Source organism: Micromonospora sp. NBS 11-29 (assembly GCF_002140155.1).
In the GTDB taxonomy this organism is placed as follows: Bacteria; Actinomycetota; Actinomycetes; order Mycobacteriales; family Micromonosporaceae; genus Micromonospora.
Genome location: NZ_NAPR01000002.1, coordinates 5,521 through 30,502, shown reverse-complemented (window position 1 = coordinate 30,502; position 24,982 = coordinate 5,521). Strand labels below are relative to the sequence as shown.

The following is a 24,982-nucleotide window of genomic DNA, read 5'->3' as shown; positions in this document are numbered from 1 at the left end:
TCAGAGGTGACAACCATGGCCTGGATCGTGCTGGTGATCTCCGGACTGCTGGAGACCGTGTGGGCGATCGCCCTTGACCGCAGCGCCGGCTTCACCCGCCCGCTGCCGGCCGCCGTCTTCGCCGGCGCGCTGGTCGCCAGCATGGCCGGCCTGGCGTACGCGTTGCGCGACATTCCGGTCGGCACCGGCTACGCGGTGTGGGTCGGGATCGGCGCGGTCGGCACCGCCGCCGTGGGGATGCTGGCCCTGGGCGAGCCGGCCAACCTGCCCCGGATCGCCTGCCTGCTGCTCGTGGTCGCCGGCGTGGTCGGGCTGAAGCTCTTCCACTGAGCCTCCGGTTTGGACGGCCCGGCCCTCTGGGTAGGTGATCCGCAGGTCAACGGAAGAGATCACACACGGAGGAACCCATGGCCGACGTCCACGCCCCCGCCCGCCCGCGCACCAGCGCGGCCCGCGTCTGCACCATTCTCGCGTTCGTCTTCGCGGTCATCGCGATCTTCTTCCTGCCGCCGCTGTTCGGCCTGGTCGGCCTCGTGCTCGGCATCGTCGGCGCGGTGCTCGGCGACAAGCCGCTCGGCTGGTACGCCGCCGCCGCCAGCGTGGCGGGCGCCGTGCTCGGCATGATCATCGGCTACGTGATCTACACCAACTGACGTCACCGCGACGCCGAAGGGCCCGCCGGAGCACCGGCGGGCCCTTTCGCGTCACCCGTCGCCGCGCAGGCCGGCCAGGACCTCCTCCAGCTCGTCCGGCTTGACCAGCACGTCCCGCGCCTTGGACCCCTCGGACGGGCCGACCACGCCCCTGGTCTCCATCAGGTCCATCAGCCGGCCCGCCTTGGCGAAGCCGACCCGCAGCTTGCGCTGGAGCATCGAGGTCGAGCCGAACTGCGAGGTCACCACCAGCTCGATCGCCTGCACGAGCAGGTCGAGGTCGTCGCCGATGTCCTCGTCGATCTTCTTCTTGCTGTCCTGCGCGGGGGCGAGCACGTCCGGGCGGAACTCCGGCTCGCGCTGGTCCTTGCAGAACTTGACCACGTCGGCGATCTCGCGCTCGGTCACCCAGGCGCCCTGGATCCGCACCGGCTTCGACGCGCCCATCGGCAGGAACAGACCGTCACCGCGGCCGAGCAGCTTCTCCGCGCCGGGCTGGTCCAGGATGACCCGGGAGTCGGCCAGCGACGAGGTGGCGAACGCGAGCCGGGACGGCACGTTCGCCTTGATCAGGCCGGTGACCACGTCCACCGACGGGCGCTGGGTGGCCAGCACCAGGTGGATGCCGGCGGCGCGGGCGAGCTGGGTGATCCGGACGACCGAGTCCTCCACGTCGCGCGGCGCGACCATCATCAGGTCGGCCAACTCGTCCACGATCACCAGCAGGTACGGATAGGGCCGCATCTCCCGCTCGCTGCCCGGCGGGGCGGTGATCTCGCCGTTGCGCACCTTGCGGTTGAAGTCGTCGATGTGCCGGACCCCGTTGGCGGCGAGGTCGTCGTAGCGCATGTCCATCTCGCGGACGACCCACTCCAGCGAGTCGGCGGCCTTCTTCGGGTTGGTCACGATCGGCGTGACCAGGTGCGGGATGCCCTCGTAGCTGGTCAGTTCCACCCGCTTGGGATCCACCAGCAGAAGACGCACTTCATCGGGAGTCGCTCGGGTGAGGATCGATACCAGGAGTGAGTTGAGCAGGCTCGAATTATGGGTCGGGACCAGAGTCCTACCGGCCAGGAACAGATGGCTGGGGCTGTCCACCTGGATACAGCGCACTGCCACGGAGGACACCGGCCGCACGTCGACGATGTATCGCCTGGTCGTGCTGGGACGATTCCGCGTAACCTGCCGGCTGGCCTTCCGGGTAAGCCGGAACACCCGGTCCGACGGGGTGAAGCGGATCCGGTAGCAGGTCGAACTCGCCGAGGACCGACCCCTGACGGGTCTGGTCGTCAAGGTCGCCTGGTAACCCAGACCGAGAATCAGCTCGAGCACGTCATTCGCGAGCCGCTCGGACGTGAGAGCCAGTTCCACCCCTCCGCGCTTCGATACCGTGCCGTCGGTGTCCAGGATCCCGGCCAGAACCGCTCGCCTCTGGCTCTCGGATCCACGCTGATAGGCGCGGGGAATGTGCTTGTCACCGATCTCTCGAAACAAGGCTCGCATCGTGCGGTACGGCATGGCGGGCACTCCGCTCACACCCTGCTCCACCAGGCGCAGTGCCTCCAGGATCCGACGCTTGCGTTCCTGCCGGTTGGAAATGGTGTAGTGGAGCTTTCCGGCAGGTTGCTTGAGGACCTCGTAGCCCTCCAGCCTGATCTCGTCGAGGATCTCTTCGTCCGCGCTCGTGATGCTGGCCGCTCCGGTGGTCCCGTCCCCTAACCAGCAGCCCAGCGTGTACGGCCCGATAGGCAGCTCCGCCTCGGGGCAGACCAACGGCTGGGCAACGTCGATGGCATGGTTCGTCCACTCACCACGAGGCCCGACGCGTAGGCTCTCGGCGATCTGTCGGGTCGTCACCGGCGTCGCATCGTGGACCTGACGGCTGGTAGAACGACCGGGAGCGAGAACCTGCTGGGACAGTGACCCGCACATGCGGTGGCGGGAGTAGGTCTTCACCCATCGGGTGATCTGGCGGCCACCGCGCTCATACTGACGTCGAGCCACAGGTGCTACGGCCGGGATCGGACGCAGCACTTGGTAGAGGACGTTGCGGAACTGGTCGCCGAGGTCCGAGACCACCTCGCCGCTGGATGCCGGCCGGTCCGGCTCGCTCAGCACCTCCCCAACCCGACGGGCCACCCGCTTGCGGTCGTCCTCTGCCCAGTAGCTGCCGTCCTTCCAGCGGTGACTGCGCTGAGTACGGCCGGCCCTCGTCGTGGTGCGCCACTGGTGCTCCGCGTCCGCGACTATGACGGTGCCGTCGGAGAACTCCACCTCGTAGCAGGGCCGCCCGTGCATGACTGGCGTCGCCGCGACCACCTTGCAGGGTCGGCCCATCTCGTCGAACACCTGGTCGCCTACGCGCAGGTCCCCCATCGTTGACCAACCCGTGGGGGTGGCGATCGGAGTATCGAGGGCCAGGGCCTTGCCGGCCCCGGTGGCACCCGCCACCAGGATGTGCGGCATCTTCGCCAGGTTGGCCACCACGTAGCCGCCCTCGATGTCCTTGCCGAGCGCCACCACCATCGGGTGGTGGTCGCTGGTCGCGGCGCGCGAACGCAGCACGTCGCCGAGCGACACGTTCTCCGGGTCGGAGTTCGGAATCTCCACACCGACCGCGCTCTTGCCCGGGATCGGGCTGAGGATCCGCACGTCCGGGGACTTCACCGCGTACGCGATGTTGCGGGAGAGCTGGGTGATCCGCTCGACCTTGACCCCGGGCCCCAGCTCGACCTCGTAGCGGGTGACGGTCGGGCCGCGGGTGAAGCCGGTGACCGCCGCGTCCACCCCGAACTGGTCGAAGACGCCGGTGAGCGCCGCGATCACCTCGTCGTTGGCCTTGCTGCGGGTCTTCGGCGCGGCCCCGCTGCCCAGGATGTTCGCCGGCGGCAGCGTGTAGTCACCGGCCAGCCCGGTGAGCGCGAGCTGCTCGGCGCGGGTGGGCAGCGGCGAGTGCTCCGGCGGTTCGGCCTGCTTGCGGTTCGCCGGCACCTTCGGCAGCAGCTTGCGCGGAAGCACGATGGTGTCCTGGAGGTCGACGCCGGCCAGTTCGTCGTCCGGGTCCAGCGGCTCCATCGGGTCCACCGGTGGCGGCAGCCGCTTCGCCGGCCGCTTGCGTGCCGGCTTCGGCGGCGCCGCGACCTCCTCCTCCTCGACCTCGTCCTCGACGCCCTCGGGCGCGTCCGGGTCGGCGCGCAGCCCGAGCCGCTCCGGGATCTTGTTGATCGGGGTCGCGGTCACCACCAGCAGGCCGAACACCAGCAGCAGGAGCAGCAGCGGCATGGCCACCCAGGCGGTCACCGCCGACTCCAGCAGGTTGCCCACGCCGGCGCCGAGCAGGCCGCCCGCGAAGTCGCGCTGCACCTCGTCGACCGGGTTCTGCCCGATGTGCAGCATCGCGGCGGTGGCCAGCAGCATGGACCCCCAGCCGACCAGGCCGCGCCCGCGGTGCTCCGGGTCGGCGGGCGTGCGCATGAACCGCCACGCGCCGACCATGAACAGCACCGGCAGCACGATGGAGATCGCCCCGACGAAGAGGCGCACGGTGTCGGCCAGGTGCCGGCCCACCGGCCCGGCGCCTCCGCCCCAGATGCCCACCGCGCTCAGGATGGCCAGGCCGAACAGGAGCAGGCCGGCGCCGTCGCGGCGGTGCTCCGGGTCGAGCTCGCGGGTGGACGCGGCCTGCCGGCCGGCGGCCCGGAACCCCCAGCCGACCGTGTGCGCCAGCCCCATCCACACCGCACCGACGGCGCGGCCGACGAACGCGGCCGGGGCCGGCCCGGCGGCCGGCCGACGCCGCACCGGCTTGCGCGCCGCCTTCTTCGCCGGTTGGCGCGCACGGTTGTTCGTGGTGCCACGCGGCGACGCGCCGCGCCGCCGGCTCGCCTGAGAGGTACGGCCCGCCATAGAGTCACGGTAACGGCGACACCCGGTGGAACGCCGCTTTTCCGGGTCGTGTCCGCGCGTCGCAGCGCGGATCGGACCGTCGTTTGTGTTATTCGCCTCAGAAGGGATGCCCGATGGCGTCGCCGGAGATCGAGGACGGCCCGGACGGACCCCTGGCCGGGCCACCGCAGGCGCTGCGTCCGCTGACCGACGAGCTGATCGCCGCCGTGCTGACCCACCGGGGGTATGCCGTGGCACGGGAGCCCGACGGCGCGATGGTCGGTCGTTGGGAACGCAGCCTGATCTGGTTCCACCGCCGGGGCGCGGCCGGCGAGCTGCTCCAGATCCGCACCGTCGCCGCGCACCGGTTCGACATCGGACGGGTGGCCGAGCTGCACGCCTTCTGCAACACCTGGAACCACGACCGGCTCTGGCCCAAGGCGTACGTGCACGTCGCCGACGACGGGCAGGTCCAGGTCTGCGGCGAGGTCACCACCGACCTGGAGCGCGGCGTGACCCCGCACCAGCTCGACCGGCTCGTCGACGGTGGCGTGACCACCGGCTGCCAGCTCGCCGCCGCCGTCGCCGACCTGCCCGGCGGGTCGGTCCGGTGACCACGGCCCGCGACCGGGGGCTCGCCGCCGCGCTCGCCGACGCCCGGGACCGGCCCGACGGCGAGGAGCGCTGCGCCGAGCTGGAGCGGATCGCCGTCCGGGCCGACGCCACCGGCGACCCGCGCACCGCGCTGTCGGCGCGGTACGCGCTCATCGAGTCGTACCTGCACCGGGGTGAGCGGTGGCGGACGGTGGAGCCGGTCCGGCGGCTGGGCGCCACGCTGGCCCGGCACCCCGGGCTGCTCGACGCCCACCCGGACGAGCTGACCCGGCTGCGTCGACATCGGCGGCAGGCGGTGGAGGCGTTCTTCGGCACCCCCCGGGTGCCGCTGGTCGAGGCCCGGTCCCTGGTGGACGCGCTCGCCGAGGAGCTGGGGGCGGACGCCGGCCCGGTGGCNGCTCGCCGACCACCTCGGCGACGAGCCGGCCGCCCGGCGGGCGTACGAATGCTGGTCGGCCGGGGACGCGGCGGACCCGGTGGGCGGCTGTCCGGGCTGCGCCCCGGCCCGCCGGGCCGAACTGCTGGCCGGGTGGGGCGATCCGGCCGCCGCGCTGGCGGCGCTGGGGCCGGGACCGGTCGACGTGGCGGGCTGCACCGACCAGCCCGAACGCGCGCTCGCGGCGGGGCTGCTGCCGTGGCTGCGCACCGGCGCGGTGGTGGAGGCGGCCCGGGCGCACGTCCGCGCGTACCGCCGGCACCGTCGGGAGTGGGCCGCGTTCCCGCTGCTCGCCGCGCACCTGCGGTTCTGCGCGCTGGGCGGGCACCTGCACCGGGGGCTGGAGGTGCTGACCGAGCAACTGCCCCGGCTGGACCGGCCGGCGGACGACCTGTCCGCGATGGAGTTCGCCGCCGCCGGCGCGCTGCTCTGCGGGCTGGCCGCCGAGTCGGGCCTCGGTGGGCGGCGGGTCCACCGCCCCGGGCACGGTTCCCGGCCGGCGGCCGAGGTGGACGTGGCCACGCTCGGCGCGCAGTTGCAGGCGCTGGCCACCGCGCTGGCGGGCAGCTTCGACGCCCGCAACGGCACCGGGCACCAGTCCGGTCGGATCGCCTCCTGGCTGGCCGAACGGCCGCTCGCCGCGCCGGTGCCGCTGCCGCTGGAGAGCGAGTTCGACGACGAGGCGACCGCCGATCCGGCGGAACCCGGGCCGGACGAGCCGGCCCCGCTCGACGCCGATCTGCTCACCACCGCCCTGGCCGCCCGGGGTGAGCCGTACACGGTGGAGCCGGACGGCACCCTGGCCGGGCGGTGGGGCGAGGCGACGATCCAGTTCCGCCGGCTGGGCCGGCAGGGCGAGGTGCTGCACGCCCGGGTGGTCGCGGAGCGCCGGCTGCCGGCCGACCGGCGGGCCGAGGCGTACGCGTTCTGCAACGCCTGGAACCACGACCGGCTGCTGCCCGCCGCCTACGTGCACGAGCCCGGCGACGGGACGCTGGTGCTGGCCGCCGGCGTCACCACGGACCTGGCCTGCGGGGTGGCACCGGCCCAGTTGGCCGTGCTGATCGCCGCCGCGATCCGCACCGGCACGGCGTACGCCGACGCGGTCGCCGCGCTGCCCTGACCTCGGCGGATACGGCGCGGCCCCCGACCCACCGGGCGGTGGTGGATCGGGGGCCGCGGTCCCGGGGCCGGCTGCGGTCAGCGGGCGGAGAACGCCAGCGTGTACCCGCCGGAGCCGGCCAGCCCGACCACGCGGTAGCGGTACGCGCCGGCCGGGGTGTCGGCGGTCAGCCGGGCCACGCCGTCGGCGCTGCCGGCGCGGGCCACGGTGCGGAACGCACCACCGGTGAAGCGTTGCAGCTCCAGCGCCACCCGGACGCCGGCGGGTGCGGCGACGCAGGCCTCCTGCGCGCCGCCGGCCACCCGGAAGAAGCGGCCGTCCGGCTGCACCTGGGCCCGCCCGGCGACGATCCGGCCGGTCCGGTTCACCTGGCCGGTGCACCCGGTGTCGGTGGCCGGCGGTGCGGGCGGCGTACTGGCCGGCGGCGCGGTCTGGCCGCCCCCGGCCGGCGGGTCCGCCGGGGCCGGCTGGTCGCCGGCGGTGACCAGCGTCAGGTTGTTGCGCTGGAGGATCTCGTTGACCGGCTGGAAGAACGTGACCCCGCCCCGGGTGCAGTCGCCGGAGCCGCCGGAGGTGACACCCTGCGCCTGGTCACCGGAGAGCCACGCGCCGCCGGAGTCACCCGGCTCAGCGCAGACGTCGGTGCGGGTCAGCCCGGTGACCGTGCCCTCCGGATAGTTGACCGTGGCGTTCTTGGCCTGGACCACGCCGCACCGGGTGCCGGTGGTGGAGCCGGAACGGCAGATCGACGCGCCGACCGGCGCCTCGGTGGAGCCGTTCACCGGCACCGTGCCGCCGTTGAAGTCGTTCACCACGCCCTGCGGCGTCCAGTCGCCGTTGACCTTCACCACGGCCCAGTCGTCGCCGGGGAACGAGGACGCGGAGAACGTGCCCTGGGCGACCCGGTTCGACCCGGTGGTGCGGTCCCCCGGCCGGCCGCAGTGCCCGGCGGTGACGAAGCCGCCGACCACCGAGAACCCGACCGAGCAGCGCCCGGCGTCGTTGATGAAGAACGCGTCGCCGCCCCGCACGTCGAACAACGGGCGGGGGGCCTCGTCGGCGGTACGCACCCGGACCGTGGCGTCACCCGTCCCGGCGGCCGAGGCGAACCGGCGGCCGGCGGCCTCCGCGCCGGGCCGGGCGACCACCGTCACGGAGTTGCCGGCCACGTCGACGTACCAGCCGGCGATGTCCGGGCTCGCGTCGGCGCCGGCCGCGTCGAGTCGGGTCTTCACCGCGTCCAGCTCCGCGACACCGCGCGCGACCCGCTTCGGCACCGCGCCCGCCGCCTCGACCCGCGCCGCCCCGGCCGCGTCGGTGACCGCCACGTTGAGCGTGGCGCCGTCGGCGCCGAGCCAGCTACCGCCGTAGCCGGCGCCGAGTTCGGTGCGCAGCCTGGTGACCGTGGCGGCGGCCCACCGTTCGGTGCGCAACCGGCGTACCGCCTGGTCACGGGTGAGGGAGAGGTCGCGGCCCAGCGCGTCCAGGACCTCCGGGGCGACGCCGTCGGCCGCGGGCGCGGCCCGCCGGGGTTCCTCACCGGCGAACGACGGCAGGGTCACCGACGCCGTCAGTCCGGCCGCCACCACCAGTACGCCGATGGCTGTCATCCGTCCGCGGTCCATCCGCCACGCTCCTCCCGACCGGCGCAGGGGCACGCCGACCAACCGGGAGTACGGAGACGGGCGCCGATCGGTTGAACGCCGACGCATGGTTTTGACGCGGCGTGTCGGGGCGTACCCGGAACGCGACGGCGCCGGCCCACCGCGGACGGTGGGCCGGCGCGCGAACTCCTCGGGTCAGACCTCGACGACGGTCGGCACGATCATCGGGCGACGACGGTACGCGTCGTTGACCCAGCGCCCCACCGTGCGGCGGACGATCTGCTGGAGTTGGTGCGGGTCGGTGATGCCGTCCGCGGCGGCCCGGTTCAGGGCCTCGGTGACCAGCGGGATCACCGGGTTGAACGCGGCCGGGTCCTCGGAGAAGCCCTTCGCCGAGACGGTCGGGCCGGCGACCACCTTGCCGGTGACCGAGTCGACCACCACGGTGGTCGCGATGAACCCGCCGTCGCCGAGGATCCGGCGCTCGGTCAGCAGCGACTCGCTGACGTCACCGACGGCGAGACCGTCGACGTAGACGTACCGGCTCTTCACCCGCCCGACCAGGCTGGCCCGGCCCTCGACCAGGTCGACCACGTCGCCGTCCTCGCAGAGCACCACCCGGTCCGGCGCGACGCCGGACTCGATGCCGAGGCGGGCGTGCGCGCGCAGGTGCCGCCACTCGCCGTGCACCGGCATCAGGTTGCTGGGGCGGACGACGTTGAGCAGGTAGAGCAGCTCGCCGGCCGGGGCGTGGCCGGAGACGTGCACCTTGGCCACGTCCTTGTGCACCACCACGGCGCCGGCCCGGGCCAACCGGTTGATCACCCGGTAGACCGAGGTCTCGTTGCCGGGCACCAGCGACGAGGCCAGCACCACGGTGTCGCCCGGCGCGATGGTGATGTGNATCGGCTCGCCCTGCGAGCCGGTGGACATCAGCACGATCTGCTCGGGCGGCAGGTTGGTGGCCTCCTCGATGCCGACCACCAGCCCGGCCGGGATGTTGAGCAGGCCCAGGTCGCGGGCGATGCCCATGTTGCGGACCATGGACCGGCCGATCAGCGCCACCTTGCGGCCGTGCTCGGCCGCCGAGTCGAAGACCTGCTGCACCCGGTGCACGTGCGAGGCGAACGAGGCGACGATGATCCGCCCCTTGGCCTTCGCGAAGATCGAGTCGAGCACCGGACCGATCTCCCGCTCCGGCGTGACGAAACCGGGGATCTCCGCGTTGGTGGAGTCGGAGAGCAGCAGGTCGACGCCCTCCGCGCCGAGCCGGGCGAAGCCGGCCAGGTCGGTGATCCGCCCGTCCAGCGGAAGCTGGTCCATCTTGAAGTCACCGGTGTGCAGCACCAGGCCGGCCGGGGTGCGGATGGCCACCGCGAGTGCGTCCGGGATCGAGTGGTTCACCGCGAAGAACTCGCACTCGAACGGGCCGAGCCGCTCCCGGCCGCCCTCCCGCACGGTCAACGTGTACGGCTGGATCCGCCGCTCGGCCAGCTTCGCCTCGACCAGCGCCAGCGTGAACTGGGAGCCGACCAGCGGGATGTCCGGCTTGTGGGCGAGCAGGTACGGCACCGCGCCGATGTGGTCCTCGTGACCGTGGGTGAGCACGATCGCCTGCACGTCGGCCAGCCGGTCCAGGATCGGGCCGAAGTCGGGCAGGATCAGGTCCACGCCCGGCTGCTCCACGTCCGGGAAGAGCACCCCGCAGTCGACGATCAGCAACTTGCCGTCGTACTCGAAGACGGTCATGTTCCGGCCGATGGCGCCGAGTCCGCCCAGCGGGATGATGCGCAGGCCGCCCTCCGGCAGCGGCGGGGGCAGCTCAGCCTCGATGTGCGCCTCGGTCACGCGTCACCTCATTCTGCGACGCCGTCGCGCGGCGTCCGTCGTGTCGTTGGATCATTCGGGTAGGGACAGGCCCGCCGCGGCGCAGTCGGCGCGCAGCTGGGCCAGTTCGTCGCCGGTGGCCTCCACCAGCGGCGGTCGCACCGGGCCGGCCGGCAGGCCCTGGGCCGCCAGACCCGCCTTGACCAGGATCGTGCCCTGGGTGCGGAAGATTCCGGTGTAGATCGGCAGCAGCCGCTGGTGCAGGGCGAGCGCACCGGCGTTGTCGCCGGCCTCGAACGCCCCGATCATCTGCTGGGTCCGGGCGCCGACGAAGTGCGTCGAGGTGCCGACCACGCCCACCGCGCCGACCGACAGCAGCGGCAGGGTGAGCGCGTCCTCGCCGCTGTAGAACGCGAGGTTGCTGCGGGCCAACACCCAGGACGTGGCGGTGAGGTCGCCCTTGGCGTCCTTGACCGCGACGATCCGGCCGTGCTCGGCGAGCCGGACCAGCGTGTCGGTGGCGATCGCGACGCCGGAGCGGTGCGGGATGTCGTAGAGCATCACCGGCAGGCCGGTGGCGTCCGCGACGGCGGTGAAGTGGCGCAACAGCCCGGCCTGCGGCGGCTTGTTGTAGTAGGGGGTGACCACGAGCAGGCCGTGCGCGCCGGCCTTCTCGGCCTGCTCCGCCAGCTCGACGGTGTGCCGGGTGTCGTTGGTGCCCACCCCGGCGACGATGCGGGCCCGGTCGCCGACCGCCTCGACGACGGCGCGGATCAGCGACCCCTTCTCCGCGTCGGTGGTGGTCGGCGACTCGCCGGTGGTGCCGTTGAGCACCAGCGCGTCGTTGCCCTGCTCGTCGACGAGGTGCCGGGCCAGGCGGGCGGCGCCGTCGAGGTCGAGCGCGCCGTCGGGGGTGAACGGGGTCACCATGGCGGTGAGCACTCGCCCGAACGGGCGCGACGGTCCCCGGTCCGGGGTGGCAGGGTGGTCGTGCGTCATGTTCACAACCTAGCGGACGTCCGCCGGTGGCCCGGCGGCGAAGGGCGACGAGTCACTCGGCGTGCGGCGACGCCGCCACCTCGGTGCCGTCCGGCAACGTGGAGATCACGAAGTCGGCGAAGACGTTCGGCGCGACGCCCTTGAGCTGTCGCAGGCACTCCACGGCCAGCTCGCGGATCTCCACGTCGGCGTGCTCGGTGGCGCGCATCTTCACGAAGTGCCGCCAGGCCCGGTAGTTTCCGGTCACCACGATCCGGGTCTCGGTGGCGTTCGGCAGCACCGCCCGGGCCGCCTGCCGGGCCTGCTTGCGGCGCAGCGTCGGGTTGGGCTCGTCGGTGAAGCGGGCCTCCAGCCCTTCCAACAACTCGGTGTACGCCCGCACCGCCGCCTCGGACGCCTCGACGAACTTCTTGTGCAGCTCCGGGTCCTCGGCGATCACCGCCGGCTCGACCATCGCCGCGTCCCGCTCGGGCACGTAGCGCTGGGAGAGCTGGGAGTAGGAGAAGTGCCGGTGCCGGATCAGCTCGTGGGTGAACGACCGGGAGACCCCGCTGAAGTAGAAGCTCACCGACCCGTGCTCCAGCACGCTCAGGTGGCCCACGTCGAGGATGTGCGCCAGGTAGCCGGCGTTGGTCGCGGTGGCCGGGTTCGGCTTCGTCCAGCTCTGGTAGCAGGCCCGGCCGGCGAACTCGGCGAGCGCCTGCCCACCGTCGGCGTCGGTCGACCACGGCACCTCGTCCGGCGCCTGGAACTGCGTCCACGCGATCAGCTTGACCTGGGGCTGCACCATCTCCGGCATTCCTGGCACTGTAGTTGGCCCCCCACCCGCCCCGGAAATCGGGCACGCTGCCGCCCACGCCGCACCGCTCCCGCCCGCGCCCATGAGATTTGGCAGCGACGAATGCGATGGGTGAGCCGGCGGCGCCGCCAGTTCGGTGACGTAGCGGCATCCCTCCGTCGGGAAGGCGCCACTTCGGCGAACTAGCGTGGATCTCGCCGCCGGGCAATCAGGGTCGGGCAACGGCAGGGCTGGTCCGAGATCTTGGTACAAAAACGGCCCTCTGGCGGCACTTTCGTACCAAGATCTTCACGATTCCAGCCAGTGGAACATCATTCTCGGAACCGCACCAGACCAGACCGACACCGACGATCATGAAGTTGGCGGCGGCGGGGGCATCTCACCTTTGCCCGGGCTGGCGACCGTGGGACGACCGCTGACAGCGCACCGCGTTGATGTCACCGCCGACTCAGCTCGAAAGGCTGGCGAGGGCGGACTTCCGCCGGCCGGGCAGCGCGTGGCCGCGTCGGTGGGTCAGACGTAGAGCGAGGGGAACGGGGCCCAGGGCAGGTTCCGGACGATCGAGAAGACCGCCCAGGCGGCCAGGAAACCGCCGATCACCTTGGGGCTGAAGTTCGGCTCGGGCAGCCGCCAGCCGAACGCCCGGTTACCGGCCCAGGAGACGAAGAGCCAGGCCAGGAACGGCAGCGCGAAAACGAAGAGGAAGTGGTGCCGGGCCGCGGCCGGCAGGTCGCCGTGCAGCACGAACCAGAGGGCTCGGGTGCCGCCGCAGCCCGGGCAGTCCAGCCCGGTGGTGAGCTTGAGCAGACAGGTCGGCCGGGCGTCCGGGTCGCTCTGGGTGGGGTCGCTGATCAGCGCGTACGCCATGCCGAGGACGACGCAGCCCAATGCCGCCAGCGGCACCGCCCAGCGCGGGGCGCGGGCGTGCAGGCGCAGCACCATCCGGGTGAACCGGTCCGGCTCGACCGGCTGGTAGGCCGGCCACGACGCTTCAGCGTGCGCGTGCGGCTCGGCGGGCGCGGGGAGACCGGCGTGCCCGGGCGTCCCGGCGTGCGGGTCGGGCGCGGTGGCAGGCCGGTCAACGCTCGTCACGCGCTCACCGTACACCCGCCACGCCCACCAGGGCGGCGGCCAGCGGAGCGGCCAGGTCGCCGGCGGCCGGCGGGGCGACCGCGTCCAGGCCCAGCCAACCGGCGAGCCGGTACAGCTCGGCGGCGAGCGCCACCGCGGTCTCCCCCGGGTCGGCGCCCGGCTCGACCCAGGCGGCCGGCACCAGCAGCACGCCAGCCCGCCGGTCGGCCTTCAGGTCGACCCGGGCGGTGAAGCGCTCGCCCTGCCGGAACGGCAGCACGTAGTAGCCGTGGACGCGCTGCGGGGCCGGCACGTAGATCTCGATCCGGTAGCTGAAGTCGAACAGCCGCTCGGTGCGGCCCCGCTCCCAGACCAGCGGGTCGAACGGGCTGACCAGCGTGTTGCCGCGCACCCAGCGGGGCAGCCGGGCGTCGACGTGCAGGTAGGCCGGCAGCCGCCAGCCCTGGACCGTGACCGGGATCAACTCGCCCGCCTCGACCAGCTCGGCGACCGCCTGGCGGGCCCCGGCGACCGGTAGCCGGAAGTAGTCGCGCAGTTCCGGCTCGGCGGCCACACCGAGTGAGCGGGCGGCGATCGCGACCAGGGCGCGGTGCGCCTCGGGCGCGGTGGGGGTGGGCGCGTCCAGCACGGCGGCGGGCAGCACCCGCTCGGGCAGGTCGTAGCGGCGGGCGAAGGAGTTCGTGCGGTCGGCGGCGGTCACCTCGCCGGACCAGAACAGGAACTCCAGCGCCCGCTTCACGGTGGACCAGTTCCAGCCCCAGTTCCCGGTCTCCCGGGGCGCGTCGTGCTCGATCTCGGCGGCGGTGAGCGGCCCCCGGGCGGCCACCTCGTCGCGGACCCACGCCACCAGCTCGGGCTGCTCCTGCGCGATCCGGCGCATCCCGCCCCACGCCTCGTCCCGCGCCTTGGCCATCCGCCAGCGCAGCACCGGGTGCAGCCCCACCGGCACCAACGACGCCTCGTGCGCCCAGTATTCGAACAGCTCCCGGGGGCGGCGGTAGGCCGCGGTGTCGAGCAGGGCGGTCGGGTAGGGCCCGAGCCGGCTGTAGAGCGGCAGGTAGTGCGCCCGCTGCAACACGTTGACCGAGTCCATCTGGATCAGCCCGACCCGGTCGAGCACCCGCCGCAGGTGCCGCCGGGTGGGCACGCCGGTGGGCGGCGGGTCGGCGAAGCCCTGGGCGGCCAGGGCGACCCGGCGGGCCTGGGCGAGGGAGAGTGATTCCGGTGCGGCCATCGTCGGCGACCCTAATCCACGGGTACGACGCACCCGGAGCGGCGGCTGGACCGGTCGCCCGGCGGGGCATAGAACTACACGGGTGTGCACCATCCGCCGGGAGGAACCGGACGACGCCGACGCGATCGCCCGGGTGCACATCCACGGCTGGCAGGCCGGATACGCCGGGATCATGCCCCCCGACGTGCTGCGCCGGCTGAACCCGGCCGCCTGGGCGCAACGCCGCCGCGACCTCGGCACCGCCGACCCGGAGCACCCGTTCACCACGCTCGTCGCCGAGGTCGACGGCGCGGTCGTCGGCTTCACCACGTTCGGGCCGTACCGAAACAACCAGGACCGCGGCGACCTCGACCCGGCGCACGGGGAGCTGGTGGCGATCTACCTGGAACCCGCGCACTGGGGCTCGGGCACGGCGGCGGCGCTGCTCGCGGCGGCCCGGGCCGGCCTGGCCGAGCGTGGCTGGGCCGGCTACCGGCTCTGGGTGCTCGCCGACAACGCCCGGGCCCGCCGCTTCTACGAGCGGGCCGGGCACTCACCGGACGGCGAGGAGTCGACCTATCCGGTGCCGCTGCCCGGCGGACGCGCCCCGGTCCTGCTCCGCGAGCTGCGCTACACCGGCCGCACCGGGAGCTGAACCGGTCGGGTCGAGCGGGACGGACGGCTGCTCGGGGCGGGCCGGCGTCGCCCCACGGCGGATCGGCAGCCCGAGCAGCAGCGCCAGGCTGATCCACACGTAGGTGTTGCTGCCCAGGAAGCCGTCCACCCCGGTGAAGTCCTTCTCCCAGGACCAGACGATCCGGCTGCACAGCAGCGCGTACCCGAGCAGCGCGGCGGCCAACATCAGACGGCGTCGGCGGCTGCGCGCGGGCGCCGCCATGCCACCGTCGACCAGCAGGATCAGACCCGGCAGCAGCCAGACCAGATGGTGCACCCAGGTCACCGGGCTGACCAGGCACATCACCGCGCCGGTCAGGGCCAGGCCGGTGGCCTGGTCGCCGACGGCGGCCGCCGCCCGCGACCGCCAGCCCCAGACCACGAGCGTGAGGAGTACGAGCAACAGCCAGATGATCGTGCTCGGGTGCTCCGGGTCGAGCCGGGCCACCACCCCGCGCAGCGACTGGTTGGAGACGAACGCCAGCTCGCCCACCCGGTCGGTGTTCCACAACGCCTCGGTCCAGAACTCCCGCGAGGCGTCCGGGAACAGGACGGCGGCCACCAGCGTGGCGACGGTGGCGGAGCCGACCGCCGTCGCAGCGGCCCGCCAGCGGCCGGTGACCAGCAGGTAGACGAGGAAGATGCCCGGGGTCAGCTTGATCGCGGTGGCCAGTCCGATGCCCACGCCGGCCCACCGGTTGCCGGCCGGCAGCAGCCGCAGCAGGTCCACCGCCACCAGGAACAGCAGCAGCATGTTGACCTGGCCGAAGTTGACCGTCTCGCGCATCGGCTCGTACGCGGCGGCCAGGCAGAGCGCGACCGCGAGCGTGAACCAGCGGGTCCAGCCGGAGCGGCGGGCCACCGGGTCCAGCAGCCACCAGATCACCACGGCGCTGGCCAGCACCGTCGCGGCCACGCTCACCACGATCGCCGCCGCCCACGGCAGGTACGCCATGGGCAGCATGACCAGCGCGGCGAAGGGCGGGTAGGTGAAGCCGTACTGCGTGTTGGGCCGCAGGTAGTCGTAGATCTCCCCGCCGTCACGCGCCCAGTACGTGAGCGCGCCGTGGTAGACCTGAAGATCGAAGAAGCCGTGCCGCACCGCCGCCACGGAGAGGAACACGGTGACCGCCGCGGCGAGCGCCACCACGGCGACGGCCTGCGCGATCGTCCGCCCGGCACCCTGCGCCACCGTCACCCTCCCCACCCTGCGTAGGCTCACGTCCCATGGCTGATGGCTACGTCCGCCCGGCGCGCCCCTCCGACGCCGGCGAGATCGCCCGCATCCAGCTCGCGACCTGGCGGACCGCGTACCGCCGGATCCTGCCCCGGCACGTGCTCGACAACCTGGACGAGGCGTACCTCGCCCGGCGGTGGGGCGCGGCGGTGCAGGAGCCGCCCTCGGGCGCGCACCGGGTGCTGGTCGCCGTCGAACAGGCGGCGCAATCCTATCTGGTGGGGTTCCTCGCCTCCGGTCCGGCCGACGCCGAGGCGCTCGCCCCCGAGGAGCCCGCCGACGCGCTCACGCCGCAGGTCGCGGCCGTGACCGACATGCTGGTCGAGCCGCGCTGGGGCCGGCGCGGGCACGGCAGCCGACTGCTCGCCGCCGCGGTGGACCACTGGCGTACCGACGGCTTCACCCGCGCGCTGGCGTGGGCGTTCGACGCGGACGCGGCGACCCGCGCGTTCCTCGGCTCGACCGGCTGGGAGCCGGACGGCGCGACCCGGGCGCTGGACGTGGACGACATGCTGGTGCCCCAGCTCCGGCTGCATGTGGCCGTCCCGGTGGACGGGAATCCGCCCGCCGGGCGATGAGTTCCCGGCCCCGGTCCCACCTCTGACGGGAGGGCCGGCGCTCGGCGGCGGTGATCAAGGAGTGCGGGTCGGACCACGCGTCGGTCCCCGACACGAACTCCTTGGTCACCGACAGGTTCGGCAGGACCTCGGTGTGCAGGAGCGCTGGTGGAAGGGCGGGAGGAGGGCGGGATCAGGCGGGGTGGAGTTCGGCCACCAGTTCGTCGTCCTCCGTCGCGCCCGTGGGGCGGAAGCCGAGTGAGGTGTAGAGCGCGGCGGCAGCGGTGTTGTCCGGGTGGTAGCTCAGCCGGATCGGCCGCCCCGCCTCGGCCAGCCAACCGGCCAGCGTGCGCACCGTGGCGCGACCCAACCCCCGGCCCTGCTCGGCGGCGTCGATGACCATGCCGCCGATCCAGCGGGAGCCGTCGTCGTCCACGCCCCACATCACATGCCCCACCACGGTGTCGTCGGCGTACACGGCGAGCGAGTTCCAGACGTCCGAACGCGTGGACAGCAGCAGGTAGCGGGCGGCCAGCGCGGCGACGAAGGCGCGCTGGTCGTCGCGCGGGGCCACGTCGGCCACCGGCCGCCAGTTGTCGTCGCCCACCGGCCGCAGGGTCACCCGGCGGCCGAGGCGGTCACGCGCTCCAGAGTCGATCATGGCGGTCAGCCTAGGTTCGACTCCGCGCGCCGACCATCGATTTCACCGACCCGGTGTCAGGTCCGCCGGCACCTACCGCCCCGGGCCGCCGCCAGCTCACGGGTGTTAAGAAGGGGCCCCTGCTATGCGGAAGGCGTTAACAGGGGGCCCCTCCTTTCCGGCGGTCAGTCGAGCAGGGCGTCCAAGCCGACGGTGAGGCCCGGCCGGTGGGCCACCTGCCGCACCGCCAGCAGCACCCCGGGCATGAACGAGGCCCGGTCGTACGAGTCGTGCCGGATGGTCAGCGTCTCGCCGGTGGTGCCGAACAGCACCTCCTGGTGGGCGACCAGGCCGGTGGCGCGGACCGCGTGCACGCGTACCCCGTCGATGTCGGCGCCGCGGGCGCCGGGCACCTCGTCGCGGGTGGCGTCCGGCGCGGCGCCGAGACCGGCCTCGGCGCGGGCCGCCGCGATCAGCCGGGCCGTGTGGGTGGCGGTGCCGCTCGGCGCGTCCAGCTTGCGCGGATGGTGCTGCTCGATGATCTCGACCGACTCGAAGTGCCGGGCCGCGCGGGCCGCGAACTGCATCATCAAAACCGCGCCGATGCCGAAGTTGGGGGCGATCACCACGCCCACCCCGGGCCGGTCGGCCAGCCAGTCGCGCACCTGGGCGAGCCGCTGCTCGGTGAAGCCGGTGGTGCCGACGACGGCGTGGACGCCCCGCTCGACGCACCACCGCAGGTTGTCCATGACCGCGTCGGGGGTGGTGAAGTCGACGACCACCCCGGCGCCGGCGTCGGCGACCTCGGTCAGGTCGTCGCCCTGGTCGACGGCCGCGACCAGCTCCAGGTCGGCGGCGGCGTCGACCGCCTTGCAGACCTCCATGCCCATCCGGCCCCGGGCACCCAGCACACCGACCCGGGCCGCGTTCCTCTGCTGCTCAGTCACGGGCCACAACCTATCCCAGCCGGGGTGGTGCGCTGTGGCGGTCCGGCTCAGGCGGTGAACGCGCCGGAGTCGAACGGGCCGACCACGGCCAGCGACATCGGCCGGCCCAGCAGCTCCGCGGCGAGGCCGTTCACGTCCGCCAGGGTCACCGCGTCCACCCGGGCCAGCAGCTCGTCCACCGGCATCAGGTTACCGTAGAGCAGCTCCCCCTTGGCCAGCCGGCTCATCCGGGAGCCGGTGTCCTCCAGCCCGAGCACGAACGAGCCCTTGCTCATCCCCTTGCCCCGGGCCAGCTCCGCCTCGGTGATCCCCTCGGCGGCCACCCGGGCCAGCTCCGCGCGGGTCAGGTCCAGCACCTCGTCCACCTTGCCCGGCGCGCAGCCGGCGTAGACGGCGAAGACGCCGCTGTCGGCGTACTGGCTGGCGTAGGAGTAGACCGAGTACGCGAGGCCGCGCTGCTCCCGGATCTCCTGGAACAGCCGGCTGGACATGCCGCCGCCGAGCACGTTGTTCAGCACGCCCAGGGCGAAGCGCCGCTCGTCGGTACGGTCGATCGCGGGACAGCCGAGCAGGACGTGCGCCTGCTCGGTCTCCTTCGGCTCGACGAGCGTGGTGGCGGGCTGTGTGCGTACCGCCGGGGTCGTCGCGCGGTGCGGCGCCGGCGCGGCCGGGTCGGTGTCCAGCGGGGTGCCGCCCAGCGCCTGCCGGACCAGCTTGACCACGGCGGCGTGGTCGAGGTTGCCGGCGGCGGCGATGACGATCTGCGGCGCGGTGTACCGGCTGCGGTAGAAGCCCTGGATCTGCCGCCGGGTCATCGGCGTGACCGTCTCCTCGGTGCCGGAGATCAGCCGACCCAGCGGATGGTCGCCGTAGATCGCGCGGGCGAACAGGTCGTGCACCTCGTCGCCGGGTTCGTCGTCGTGCATGGCGATCTCTTCGAGGATGACGCCGCGCTCGGTCTCCACGTCCGCGGCGGCCAGCACCGAGTCGGCGACCGCGTCGCACATCACGTCGATGGCCAGCGGCAGGTCCTCGTCCAGCACCCGGGCGTAGTAGCAGGTGTATTCCTTCGTGGTGAACGCGTTGGTCTCGCCGCCCACCGCCTCGATCTCGGACGAGATCTCCAGCGCGCTGCGCTTCCTGGTGCCCTTGAAGAGCAGGTGCTCCAGGAAGTGCGCGGCCCCGGCCTGGGTGCCGGTCTCGTCCCGGGAGCCGACCGCCACCCAGATGCCGAACGACACGCTGCGCATCGTCGGGATCGCCTCGGTGAGCACCCGCAGACCGCTGGGGAGCACGGTCCGGCGGACCGTGCCGCCGAGCGGATCGTCGCTGAGGGTACGGGTGACCGCCCGTCCCGCCGCCGGGGAAGACGAACTCACGACTTACCTGCTCTCCGTGCCACGAAGGGTGGGGTCAGACGAACGACGGCTCCAGCCCGCCGTGCGACCTGGAGCCGTGGGCCGGCCCGGGCGACGCTGAACGTCACCCGGGCCGGTCGGTCGATCAGCTGTGCCGGGTGCGGCGGCGCGGGCGGTCGCCGCCCTCGCCACCCTCCGAGCGACGCTCGCCACCACGGTCGCCGCCGCGGTCGCCACGGTCGCCGCCACGCTCGCCACCACGGTCACCGCGCGGGCCACGGTCGCCGCCGCGGTCGCGGCCGGCCGGACGCTCGCCACCGGCGGCCTCACCGGCGGCCGGGGCCTCGGCGCCCTCCGGACGGATCTTGTCCAGGTAGATCTTGCCGCGGGCGTCGATGTCGGCGATCTCGACCTCGACCTTGTCGCCGACGTTGAGGAAGTCCTCGACCTTCTCGACCCGCTTGCCGTCGCCCACCTTGGAGATGTGCAGCAGGCCGTCGCGGCCCGGCAGCAGCGAGATGAAGGCACCGAACGCGGCGGTCTTCACCACCGTGCCGAGGAACCGCTCCCCCACCTTCGGCAGGGTCGGGTTGGCGATGCCGTTGATCCGGTCCACCGCGGCCTGTGCCGCCGGGCCGTTCGTCGCGCCGACGTAGATGGTGCCGTCGTCCTCGATGGAGATCTCGGCGCCGGTCTCGTCCTGGATGGCGTTGATGGTCTGGCCCTTCGGGCCGATCACCATGCCGATCTTGTCGACCGGGATCTTGACGGTGGTGACCCGGGGCGCGTAGTCCGACATCTCGGCCGGCGACTCGATGGCCCGCTGCATCACGTCGAGGATGGTCTGCCGGGCCTCGTGCGCCTGCTGGAGCGCGGCGGCCAGCACATCCGACGGGATGCCGTCGAGCTTGGTGTCGAGCTGGAGCGCGGTGACGAAGTCCCGGGTGCCGGCGACCTTGAAGTCCATGTCGCCGAACGCGTCCTCGGCGCCGAGGATGTCGGTCAGCGTCACGTACTCGGTCTTGCCGTCGACCTCGTCGGAGATGAGGCCCATGGCGATGCCGGCGACCGGCGCCTTCAGTGGCACACCGGCCGAGAGCAGACCCAGCGTCGAGGCGCAGACCGAACCCATCGAGGTGGAGCCGTTGGAGCCCAGCGCCTCGGAGACCTGCCGGATGGCGTACGGGAACTCCTCCCGCGACGGCAGCACCGGGATCAGCGCCCGCTCGGCCAGCGCGCCGTGGCCGATCTCGCGCCGCTTCGGCGAGCCGACCCGGCCGGTCTCACCGGTCGAGTACGGCGGGAAGTTGTAGTTGTGCATGTAGCGCTTGCGGTTCTCCGGGGACAGCGTGTCCACCATCTGCTCCATGCGCAGCATGTTCAGCGTGGTGACGCCCAGGATCTGGGTCTCGCCGCGCTCGAACAGCGCCGAGCCGTGCACCCGGGGCAGCACGCCGACCTCGGCGGTCAGCGGGCGGATGTCCCGCGTGCCGCGGCCGTCGATGCGGACCTGCTCGCGCAGCACCCGGTTGCGGACCTCGGACTTGGTCAGCGAACGGAACGCGGCGGAGAGCTCCTTCTCGCGGCCCTCGAAGCGGCCGGTCAGCTCCTCGGCGACCTTGGCCTTGATCCGGTCCAGGGCCTCCTCGCGGTCGGCCTTGCCGGCGATCTTCAGCGCCTCGGCGACCTCGGCCCGGGCCACGCCGGCCACCGCCTCGTACGCGTCATCCTGGTAGTCCAGGAAGATCGGGAACTCGGCGACCGGCTTGGCGGCGACCTCGGCCAGCTCGCTCTGCGCCCGGCACAGCTCGCGGATGGCCGGCTTGGCGGCCTCCAGGCCGCTGGCCACGATCTCCTCGGTCGGCGCGGCGGCGCCGCCCGAGATCAGGGTCACCGCGTGCGGGGTGGCCTCGGCCTCGACCATCATGATCGCGACCTCGCCGTCGGCCAGGGTGCGGCCGGCCACGACCATGTCGAAGGTGGCGCGCTCCAGCTCCTCCAGCGTCGGGAAGGCGACCCACTGGCCCTCGACGTGGGCGACCCGGGTCGCCCCGATCGGGCCGGAGAACGGCAGGCCGGAGAGCTTGGTCGACATGGAGGCGGCGTTGATGGCCACCACGTCGTACGGGTGCTGCGGGTCGAGCGCGAGGATGGTCTCGACGACCTGGACCTCGTTGCGCAGGCCCTTGACGAACGACGGGCGCAGCGGCCGGTCGATCAGCCGGCAGGTGAGGATCGCGTCCTCGCTGGGCCGGCCCTCGCGGCGGAAGAACGAGCCGGGGATGCGGCCCGCGGCGTACATCCGCTCCTCGACGTCGACGGTCAGCGGGAAGAAGTCGAACGACTCGCGCGGCTGCTTGCCGGCGGTGGTGGCGGAGAGGACGACCGTCTCGCCGAGCTGGGCGACGACGGAGCCGGCGGCCTGCCGGGCCAGTCGGCCGGTGGAGAAGGTGATCTCACGGGTGCCGAACGATCCGTTGTCGATCACGGCGGTACGGGATTCGGTGCCGAGGTTGGTCTCGGTCATGTGCTGTGGTGCTCCTTCGCGTCGTCGGCCGACGACACGGGAACTGCTCAGGCGGCCGGTCTTCGATCGAAGCGCCCGGGTGGGCCGGCATCGCTGCCGGGATTCCCGGGGGCCACTACCGGAGACCGGTGCTGACCGGCTCCCTCACGGGTCGTCGCGCGGCCGGGTTCTTCGGTGGTACGGCAGCGGGGGAGCGGCCGGGTGGCCACTCCCCCGTCACGTCATCGGCGCAGGCCGAGCCGCTCGATGAGCGACCGGTAGCGGTTGATGTCCTTCTTCTGGACGTAGTTGAGCAGCCGACGGCGCCGGCCGACCAGCAGCAGCAGCCCACGGCGGCTGTGGTGGTCGTGCTTGTGCACCTTCAGGTGCTCGGTCAGCTCCGCGATCCGCTTGGTCAGGACCGCGACCTGCACCTCCGGCGAACCGGTGTCGCCCTCGGCGGTCGCGTACTCCTGGCGGATCTTGGCCTTGGCTTCCTGGTCGAGCGCCATGTTCTCCCTGTTTCGATGGGTGGTTCGATGAGGTCCGGAGCGGTCGTGGTGACCGGTGCAACGGACCGGTTCCTCGCACCCGCGGCGTCGTGCAGGCACGCGAGGCCCCCGTCGGTCAGCCGACGTCCCCGTCAGCCTACCAGCCCCGGCCCGAAGCGGCTGGCGTGCGGTCAGGACACCGCCCGGCGGGTGCGTTCCACGTCCTCGGCGATCTGGGCGACCAGCGGCTCGATCGCGTCGTACGTCCGCTGCTCACGCAGGTGCGCCACGAAGTCCAGGGCCAGCCGCTCGCCGTACAGGTCGCCGGTGAAGTCCAGCGCGTACGCCTCCACCCGGCGCTCCCGGCCGGAGAACGTCGGGTTCGTGCCGATCGAGACCGCCGCCACCAGCGGCTCGCCGCCGCGCCGGATCAGCCGCGCCGCGTACACCCCGTCGGCGGGCACCGCCGCGTACCGGTGGGTCAGCAGGTTGGCGGTCGGGTAACCCAGCTCGCGCCCGCGCTGGTCGCCGCGGACCACCACGCCCTCGACCCGGTGCGGGCGACCCAGCGCCACCGCCGCCGCGCGCACGTCGCCCGCGTCGACGCAGGACCGGATGTACGTGGAGGAGAAGACCGTGCCCGCCTCGGCGACCAGCGGAGCGCCCTCCACCCCGAAGCCGAAGGTGCGGCCGAGCCGCTCCAGCAGCGCCACGTCACCGGCCGCCCGGTGCCCGAACCGGAAGTTGCCGCCGACCACCACCAGCGCGGCGTGCAGGTGCTCGACCAGGATGTCGTGCACGAACGCCTCGGCCGGCAGCCGGGAGAACTCGGCGGTGAACGGCACCACGCAGAGCACGTCCACGCCGAGCGCCTCGATCAGCTCCGCCTTGCGGGCCGGCTCGGTGAGCACCGCCGGGTGCGACCCGGGGCGCACCACCTCGGCCGGGTGCGGGTCGAACGTCACCACCACCGACCGGACACCCAGTTCCCGGGCCCGCGCCACGGCGTGCCCGATGGTGGCCTGGTGCCCCTGGTGCACCCCGTCGAAGACGCCGATGGTGACCACCGACCGTCCCCAACCGCCGGGCGCCGCCTCGTACCCCCGCCACCGCTGCATGCCGCTCCTCCCCTGTCCGTCCGCGCGCCGTCAGGCCGGGGCCAGCACGATCTCCGCGCGGGCCCGCCCGTCCCGCTCGCTGACGATAGCGATCAGCCCGCCCGCCGGGTCGAAGACCGCGTACGGCCCGGCGATGCCGACCGGGGCCAGCGGCCCGCCGTGCGACAGTGTCCGGGCCTCCGCCTCGGTGGCGTCCCGGCGCGGGAAGAACCGCTGCGCGGCGGCGTCCAGCGGCAGGTTCACCACCTCCGGCGCGGTCTCCTCCAGCCGGGCCAGGGCGGCCGCCTCGGCCAGGGTGAACCCGCCGACCGCGGTACGGCGCAGCGCGGTGAGGTGCCCGCCGACGCCGAGCGCCAGGCCCGCGTCCCGCGCGATGGCCCGGATGTACGTCCCGGACGAGCAGGTCACGTCCACGTCCACGTCCACCACGTCCGGGGCGTCCCGGCGGACGGCGAGCACGTCCAGCCGGGAGACGGTGACCCGGCGGGCCGGCAGCTCGACCGCCTCCCCGTCGCGGACCCGCTTGTACGCCCGCTCCCCGTTGACCTTGATGGCGCTGACCGCGCTCGGCACCTGGTCGATCTCGCCGGTGAGCGCCGCCAGCGCGGCCCGGACCGCCTCGTCGGTGACGCCGGCGACCGGCGTGGTCGCGATGACGTCGCCCTCCGCGTCGTCGGTGACGGTCGACTGGCCGAGCCGGATCGTGGCGGCGTAGCTCTTGCCCGCGCCGATCACGTAGGTGAGCAGCCGGGTCGCCCGCCCGACGCCGATCACCAGCACGCCGGTGGCCATCGGGTCCAGCGTGCCGCCGTGCCCCACCCGGCGGGTCCGGGCCAGCCGCCGGATGCGGGCCACCACGTCGTGCGAGGTCATGCCACCGGGCTTGTCCACCACGATCAGACCGTCTGTGCTCACGACCGCCAAGCCTGCCAGACGGCGACGACCGGCCCGGCGGGGGATACCGCCCCGCTCACCCGGCTGTCACGATCGTGCCTCCTCGACCCGGCTGCCCGGAAAGTCTGATGACCGATCACCGCTCCGCCCCCGAGCCCCACCCCGCCGACCGGCCGACCGAGGGCGCCCTCGGTCCGGTCCCCGAGTGGCTCCGCCGGCCCGCACCGGACGCCGAGCCCGGCCCGGCCGACCGCTGGCGGATCGGCCTGGCCCGACACTCGGCCAAGCTGCTCGGCGGCGCGGTCGCGGTGCT

19 protein-coding genes and 5 pseudogenes are annotated in these 24,982 nt (G+C 73.3%); 7 read left to right on the top strand and 17 right to left on the bottom strand.

Annotated features, from left to right (window positions below; genetic code table 11):
- Positions 1–15: 15 nt before the first annotated feature.
- Both B1205_RS00165 and B1205_RS00160 read left to right on the top strand, forming a co-directional pair.
- Positions 16–330 (top strand): DMT family transporter, encoded by a 315-nt coding sequence (locus B1205_RS00165; protein WP_089153755.1) that lies wholly within the window; start codon positions 16–18, stop codon positions 328–330.
- A gap of 77 nt (positions 331–407) precedes the next feature.
- Positions 408–653, top strand: coding sequence for a hypothetical protein (locus B1205_RS00160; protein WP_089153754.1), 246 nt, complete (start codon positions 408–410; stop codon positions 651–653).
- A gap of 51 nt (positions 654–704) precedes the next feature.
- On the opposite strand, the pseudogene B1205_RS33240 reads toward B1205_RS00160, so the two are convergent.
- The 3 pseudogenes from B1205_RS33240 to B1205_RS33230 form a co-directional block, all read right to left on the bottom strand.
- Positions 705–1,796: pseudogene (locus B1205_RS33240) on the bottom strand (FtsK/SpoIIIE domain-containing protein); the annotation flags it as partial.
- An 87-nt stretch (positions 1,797–1,883) separates the two neighbouring features.
- Positions 1,884–2,951, bottom strand: a pseudogene (locus tag B1205_RS33235) (LAGLIDADG family homing endonuclease); the annotation flags it as partial.
- Between the two features lie 60 nt (positions 2,952–3,011).
- Positions 3,012–4,559 (bottom strand): annotated as a pseudogene (locus tag B1205_RS33230) (DNA translocase FtsK 4TM domain-containing protein); the annotation flags it as partial.
- A gap of 113 nt (positions 4,560–4,672) precedes the next feature.
- On the opposite strand from B1205_RS33230, the gene B1205_RS00145 reads away from it, so the two are divergent.
- On the top strand, positions 4,673–5,152 hold the full coding sequence (locus B1205_RS00145; RefSeq protein WP_089153753.1) for a YbjN domain-containing protein: 480 nt from the start codon (positions 4,673–4,675) through the stop codon (positions 5,150–5,152).
- Positions 5,101–6,712, top strand: a pseudogene (locus B1205_RS00140) (YbjN domain-containing protein). Before B1205_RS00145 ends, B1205_RS00140 begins: the two are co-directional and overlap by 52 nt.
- Positions 6,713–6,789: 77 nt before the next feature.
- Here B1205_RS00140 and B1205_RS00135 read toward each other — a convergent pair.
- The 6 genes from B1205_RS00135 to B1205_RS00110 all read right to left on the bottom strand — a co-directional run bounded on the left by B1205_RS00135 (position 6,790) and on the right by B1205_RS00110 (position 14,267).
- The gene (locus tag B1205_RS00135) at positions 6,790–8,337 is read right to left on the bottom strand and encodes a S1 family peptidase (RefSeq protein ID WP_089153752.1); all 1,548 of its coding nucleotides are present in this window, start codon (positions 8,335–8,337) and stop codon (positions 6,790–6,792) included.
- Between the two features lie 174 nt (positions 8,338–8,511).
- Positions 8,512–10,164 carry a ribonuclease J gene (locus B1205_RS00130; RefSeq protein ID WP_089153751.1) on the bottom strand — a complete coding sequence of 551 codons (1,653 nt, stop codon included), beginning with the start codon at positions 10,162–10,164 and terminating at the stop codon, positions 8,512–8,514.
- Positions 10,165–10,215: 51 nt separating this feature from the next.
- Complete coding sequence (gene dapA, locus B1205_RS00125; RefSeq protein WP_089153924.1) at positions 10,216–11,142, bottom strand: 4-hydroxy-tetrahydrodipicolinate synthase; 927 nt, start codon at positions 11,140–11,142, stop codon at positions 10,216–10,218.
- 52 nt (positions 11,143–11,194) lie between these two features.
- Complete coding sequence (gene thyX / locus B1205_RS00120; RefSeq protein WP_089153923.1) at positions 11,195–11,932, bottom strand: FAD-dependent thymidylate synthase; 738 nt, start codon at positions 11,930–11,932, stop codon at positions 11,195–11,197.
- A 522-nt stretch (positions 11,933–12,454) separates the two neighbouring features.
- Positions 12,455–13,048 carry a DUF2752 domain-containing protein gene (locus tag B1205_RS00115; RefSeq protein ID WP_089153750.1) on the bottom strand — a complete coding sequence of 198 codons (594 nt, stop codon included), beginning with the start codon at positions 13,046–13,048 and terminating at the stop codon, positions 12,455–12,457.
- On the bottom strand, positions 13,038–14,267 hold the full coding sequence (locus B1205_RS00110) for a winged helix-turn-helix domain-containing protein (RefSeq protein WP_089153749.1): 1,230 nt from the start codon (positions 14,265–14,267) through the stop codon (positions 13,038–13,040). Before B1205_RS00110 ends, B1205_RS00115 begins: the two co-directional genes overlap by 11 nt.
- 82 nt (positions 14,268–14,349) lie before the next feature.
- On the opposite strand from B1205_RS00110, the gene B1205_RS00105 reads away from it, so the two are divergent.
- Positions 14,350–14,901 (top strand): GNAT family N-acetyltransferase, encoded by a 552-nt coding sequence (locus B1205_RS00105; protein ID WP_089153748.1) that lies wholly within the window; start codon positions 14,350–14,352, stop codon positions 14,899–14,901.
- Here B1205_RS00105 and B1205_RS00100 read toward each other — a convergent pair.
- Complete coding sequence (locus B1205_RS00100) at positions 14,800–16,113, bottom strand: glycosyltransferase family 87 protein (RefSeq protein ID WP_089153922.1); 1,314 nt, start codon at positions 16,111–16,113, stop codon at positions 14,800–14,802. The two genes, B1205_RS00105 and B1205_RS00100, sit on opposite strands and share 102 nt — an antisense overlap.
- A gap of 35 nt (positions 16,114–16,148) precedes the next feature.
- On the opposite strand from B1205_RS00100, the gene B1205_RS00095 reads away from it, so the two are divergent.
- Positions 16,149–16,736 carry a GNAT family N-acetyltransferase gene (locus tag B1205_RS00095; RefSeq protein ID WP_089153747.1) on the top strand — a complete coding sequence of 196 codons (588 nt, stop codon included), beginning with the start codon at positions 16,149–16,151 and terminating at the stop codon, positions 16,734–16,736.
- A gap of 172 nt (positions 16,737–16,908) precedes the next feature.
- On the opposite strand, the gene B1205_RS00090 is transcribed toward B1205_RS00095, so the two are convergent.
- From B1205_RS00090 to truB, 7 genes are all read right to left on the bottom strand, one after another.
- The gene (locus B1205_RS00090) at positions 16,909–17,376 is read right to left on the bottom strand and encodes a GNAT family N-acetyltransferase (RefSeq protein ID WP_089153746.1); all 468 of its coding nucleotides are present in this window, start codon (positions 17,374–17,376) and stop codon (positions 16,909–16,911) included.
- 164 nt (positions 17,377–17,540) lie between these two features.
- Positions 17,541–18,302 carry a 4-hydroxy-tetrahydrodipicolinate reductase gene (gene dapB, locus B1205_RS00085; RefSeq protein WP_089153745.1) on the bottom strand — a complete coding sequence of 254 codons (762 nt, stop codon included), beginning with the start codon at positions 18,300–18,302 and terminating at the stop codon, positions 17,541–17,543.
- A gap of 47 nt (positions 18,303–18,349) precedes the next feature.
- Positions 18,350–19,681 (bottom strand): M16 family metallopeptidase, encoded by a 1,332-nt coding sequence (locus B1205_RS00080; RefSeq protein WP_089153744.1) that lies wholly within the window; start codon positions 19,679–19,681, stop codon positions 18,350–18,352.
- 124 nt (positions 19,682–19,805) lie between these two features.
- Positions 19,806–22,187 carry a polyribonucleotide nucleotidyltransferase gene (locus tag B1205_RS00075; protein WP_089153743.1) on the bottom strand — a complete coding sequence of 794 codons (2,382 nt, stop codon included), beginning with the start codon at positions 22,185–22,187 and terminating at the stop codon, positions 19,806–19,808.
- A 221-nt stretch (positions 22,188–22,408) separates the two neighbouring features.
- The gene (gene rpsO / locus B1205_RS00070; RefSeq protein WP_013284678.1) at positions 22,409–22,678 is read right to left on the bottom strand and encodes a 30S ribosomal protein S15; all 270 of its coding nucleotides are present in this window, start codon (positions 22,676–22,678) and stop codon (positions 22,409–22,411) included.
- Positions 22,679–22,848: 170 nt separating this feature from the next.
- On the bottom strand, positions 22,849–23,775 hold the full coding sequence (locus B1205_RS00065; protein WP_089153742.1) for a bifunctional riboflavin kinase/FAD synthetase: 927 nt from the start codon (positions 23,773–23,775) through the stop codon (positions 22,849–22,851).
- A gap of 30 nt (positions 23,776–23,805) precedes the next feature.
- Positions 23,806–24,690: a tRNA pseudouridine(55) synthase TruB gene (gene truB, locus B1205_RS00060; RefSeq protein WP_089153921.1), complete on the bottom strand. Its 885-nt coding sequence runs from the start codon at positions 24,688–24,690 to the stop codon at positions 23,806–23,808.
- 107 nt (positions 24,691–24,797) lie between these two features.
- Here truB and B1205_RS30470 point away from each other — a divergent pair.
- Positions 24,798–24,982 (top strand): annotated as a pseudogene (locus B1205_RS30470) (hypothetical protein); the annotation flags it as partial.

Excerpts from the sequence above, each read along its gene's own strand:
- B1205_RS00145 (WP_089153753.1), top strand. The coding sequence starts at position 4,673 with ATGGCGTCGCCGGAGATCGAGGACGGCCCGGACGGACCCCTGGCCGGG.
- B1205_RS00165 (WP_089153755.1), top strand. The coding sequence starts at position 16 with ATGGCCTGGATCGTGCTGGTGATCTCCGGACTGCTGGAGACCGTGTGG.
- B1205_RS00095 (WP_089153747.1), top strand. The coding sequence starts at position 16,149 with ATGGCTGATGGCTACGTCCGCCCGGCGCGCCCCTCCGACGCCGGCGAG.
- B1205_RS00075 (WP_089153743.1), bottom strand. The coding sequence starts at position 22,187 with ATGACCGAGACCAACCTCGGCACCGAATCCCGTACCGCCGTGATCGAC.
- rpsO (WP_013284678.1), bottom strand. The coding sequence starts at position 22,678 with ATGGCGCTCGACCAGGAAGCCAAGGCCAAGATCCGCCAGGAGTACGCG.
- B1205_RS00135 (WP_089153752.1), bottom strand. The coding sequence starts at position 8,337 with ATGGACCGCGGACGGATGACAGCCATCGGCGTACTGGTGGTGGCGGCC.
- B1205_RS00065 (WP_089153742.1), bottom strand. The coding sequence starts at position 23,775 with ATGCAGCGGTGGCGGGGGTACGAGGCGGCGCCCGGCGGTTGGGGACGG.
- B1205_RS00160 (WP_089153754.1), top strand. The coding sequence starts at position 408 with ATGGCCGACGTCCACGCCCCCGCCCGCCCGCGCACCAGCGCGGCCCGC.
- B1205_RS00090 (WP_089153746.1), bottom strand. The coding sequence starts at position 17,376 with ATGATCGACTCTGGAGCGCGTGACCGCCTCGGCCGCCGGGTGACCCTG.
- B1205_RS00110 (WP_089153749.1), bottom strand. The coding sequence starts at position 14,267 with ATGGCCGCACCGGAATCACTCTCCCTCGCCCAGGCCCGCCGGGTCGCC.
- dapA (WP_089153924.1), bottom strand. The coding sequence starts at position 11,142 with ATGACGCACGACCACCCTGCCACCCCGGACCGGGGACCGTCGCGCCCG.
- thyX (WP_089153923.1), bottom strand. The coding sequence starts at position 11,932 with ATGGTGCAGCCCCAGGTCAAGCTGATCGCGTGGACGCAGTTCCAGGCG.